Consider the following 2,271-nt stretch of genomic DNA (forward strand, 5'->3'; position numbering starts at 1 on the left):
CTGGGCCTCGAAGTACCGCTGACGCCAGAGATCGACTTTCTCCGCCGGGTCGAGAGAGGTGGTCTCACTGGTCATGGTCCGCGTCCTTCCCGGTGGCGTTGTCCAACTCGGCGAAGACTTCCTGGGCGACGCGCAGTCCGTTGTTGGCGACCGGCCAGCCGCCGTAGTAGGCGAGCTGGATGATGACTTCGATGATCTTCTCTCGCGACATGCCGAGATTCAGGGAGGCACCGATGTGGCCCCGCAACTCCCAGTCGGTCCGCGCCAGCGCGACCGCGGTCAGAGCGACCAGCTCGCGCTCCTCCAGGCTCAGTTGCGGGCGGGCCCAGATCTCACCGAAGAGGTGCTCGACGGTGATCTGTAGGAACTCCGGGTAATTACCCGGGCGCGGTTCACGGCCGAAGACCTCCTTGAAGATGGCTTCGCCCCGCTCGTGCCGGGCAGACGGCTGGTTCATCGATCAATTCCTCCGTAGGGGGCGAACGTTCGCATCACCGCGGACAGGCGTGCCTCTTAGAGGACGATGCTGAGCTTGCCGTGCTCGTAGAGCGTTTCGTGGTCGAGGATGACTTCGCGCCTGCGGATGCGGAACGTCTCGCCTTCGGGGACGAGTTCGAGGCGGTACTTGCCGACGTAGGCGTCGGAGCGTCCGTGTCCGAAGCGGTAGGCGACGACATTCGCGGCCACCTGGAGGTAGCTGCCGTGGTCGGCCAGGATCTCCACGTTGCTGATCACGCGGTTGGTCCGTGACCGGGGGTCCTCGCACCACACCTCGCCGTTGAGGATCTGCTCGATGCGCTGGCGCAGCCGGGCGGCGTCATCGTCGATGAGGCCGAGCGCGCCGGCTGTCTCGCCGCGGACGTCGGTGGCGGGCACCACGTAGCGGATGTCGTCGGTGAGCATCTGGTCGTACCACTCGGTCAGACGCCACTCGTCGAGCAGCCGGGCCTCACGGAAGAGGAACTGGCTCACCCGGTGCCACAGCCTCACCTGTGCCGCGTCGTCGACTCTCAGTTCGGTGGTCATTCTTTTTCCGCCCCTTGCAGCTCGGCTTCCGCCCCGTGCAGCTCGGCTTCCGCCCCGTGCGGCTCGGTCTGGTGAGCGGCCTCGAAGTGACCGTCGTCGCCGTGCATCAGCCGGTCCCACTGCCGCCAGAACTCGCGGGCAGGAAGCTCGTCGGTCGTCTCGGGAATCTCCTTGTTCATACCGCGCGACAGATCCGAGTAGCGCACCGTGCGGTTGCGGTAACCCCGCTGGCACGACTCGATGATCTCGATGTCGTCCGGCGTCGCGAAACCGGCCGGGCCAAGGAAGGTGAGGTAATGGCTCTTGCGCAGCTCCCGGATTTCGGGGTCCTCGTCCTTGGGGGCCAGCGCCACCGAGGTGATGGCCATCCGGTCAGCACCGACGGGGTCGATCTTGCGGATCGTGAGCGCGATCGCATCAATGATCATCAGATTCGGGAAGATCATCAACGCGCGGTTCATCCCGGTGATCCGCTGAGCACGCTCGGCACCGAACTTCTCCGCGAAACGCGCCGCCGTCGCCTCCATCCGCGGCCGCAGCTCAGGATCGAACATCGGTCTCCGACTGATCAGCCACCAGATCGATGTACTCCGTAGCCCCCGCCAAATACTCCGTCAACGTACGCGGCTGCTGCGGGTCAAAGGTGACAAAGACAAAACCCCGGTAACTGTCACTGCGGTGCTGCGCCAGATTGAAATCCGCCTTCCGGAAACCAGGCCCATACCCATCCGGAATCGGCACCCCGGTCAGATCACCCTTGTTGGAGAACGTCCAGTCATGGTAAGGACACCGGAACGACTTCACCTGCCCCGCCGGCTGCGAACACAACAGCGCCCCACGGTGCGTACAACTGTTGGCAAACACCCGGATCGCCCCGTCGGACCCGTGCGCCATAATCACCGGACGCCCGCCGACCTCACGCGACACAAAGGAACCCGGACCGGGCACCTCCGACTCATGCCCGACATACAACCAGCAGCGATCAAAGATCCTCGCCATCTCCTGCGCCGCCACATCATCGTCGGTATACGCACGACGATCCACCCGGAACGAGAGGCGCTCGAGATCATCAACGACAATCGGGTCATCCACCGGCCGCTGCAATTCGGTCGTCACTGCTCCCTCTTCCACTGCACATACCTGAACGGTCCTTGACGACTACCACTCACCGCGCGCGCGGCAGCACCACCGCACACCAGCTACGCGGCACACACCCGCCCCCCGACACGCGGGACCACACACACC

The 2,271-nt window shown here is 64.6% G+C and carries 4 protein-coding genes; all 4 read right to left on the reverse strand.

From position 1 onward, the window contains the following. Positions 1 to 64: 64 nt before the first annotated feature. The 4 genes from IG54_RS0137165 to IG54_RS42740 are packed head-to-tail and all read right to left on the reverse strand — an operon-like array spanning position 65 to position 2,142. Positions 65 to 457, reverse strand: coding sequence for a carboxymuconolactone decarboxylase family protein (locus IG54_RS0137165; protein ID WP_051820489.1), 393 nt, complete (start codon positions 455 to 457; stop codon positions 65 to 67). A 56-nt stretch (positions 458 to 513) separates the two neighbouring features. Then, entirely contained in the window at positions 514 to 1,026 is a 513-nt protein-coding gene (locus tag IG54_RS0137170) for an aromatic-ring-hydroxylating dioxygenase subunit beta (protein ID WP_030795599.1), read from the reverse strand. Then, on the reverse strand, positions 1,023 to 1,580 hold the full coding sequence (locus IG54_RS42735; RefSeq protein ID WP_063756312.1) for an SRPBCC family protein: 558 nt from the start codon (positions 1,578 to 1,580) through the stop codon (positions 1,023 to 1,025). The genes IG54_RS0137170 and IG54_RS42735 overlap by 4 nt, the downstream gene beginning before the upstream one ends. After that, the gene (locus IG54_RS42740; RefSeq protein WP_063756313.1) at positions 1,567 to 2,142 is read right to left on the reverse strand and encodes an aromatic ring-hydroxylating oxygenase subunit alpha; all 576 of its coding nucleotides are present in this window, start codon (positions 2,140 to 2,142) and stop codon (positions 1,567 to 1,569) included. The genes IG54_RS42735 and IG54_RS42740 overlap by 14 nt, the downstream gene beginning before the upstream one ends. Positions 2,143 to 2,271: the final 129 nt, after the last annotated feature.

The organism is Streptomyces sp. NRRL S-920 (assembly GCF_000717945.1).
Classification (GTDB): domain Bacteria; phylum Actinomycetota; class Actinomycetes; order Streptomycetales; family Streptomycetaceae; genus Streptomyces; species Streptomyces alboniger.

Bases quoted from the DNA above. Each gene is read 5' to 3' on its own strand.
- IG54_RS0137170 (WP_030795599.1), bottom strand. From the start codon at position 1,026: ATGACCACCGAACTGAGAGTCGACGACGCGGCACAGGTGAGGCTGTGG.
- IG54_RS0137165 (WP_051820489.1), bottom strand. From the start codon at position 457: ATGAACCAGCCGTCTGCCCGGCACGAGCGGGGCGAAGCCATCTTCAAG.
- IG54_RS42735 (WP_063756312.1), bottom strand. From the start codon at position 1,580: ATGTTCGATCCTGAGCTGCGGCCGCGGATGGAGGCGACGGCGGCGCGT.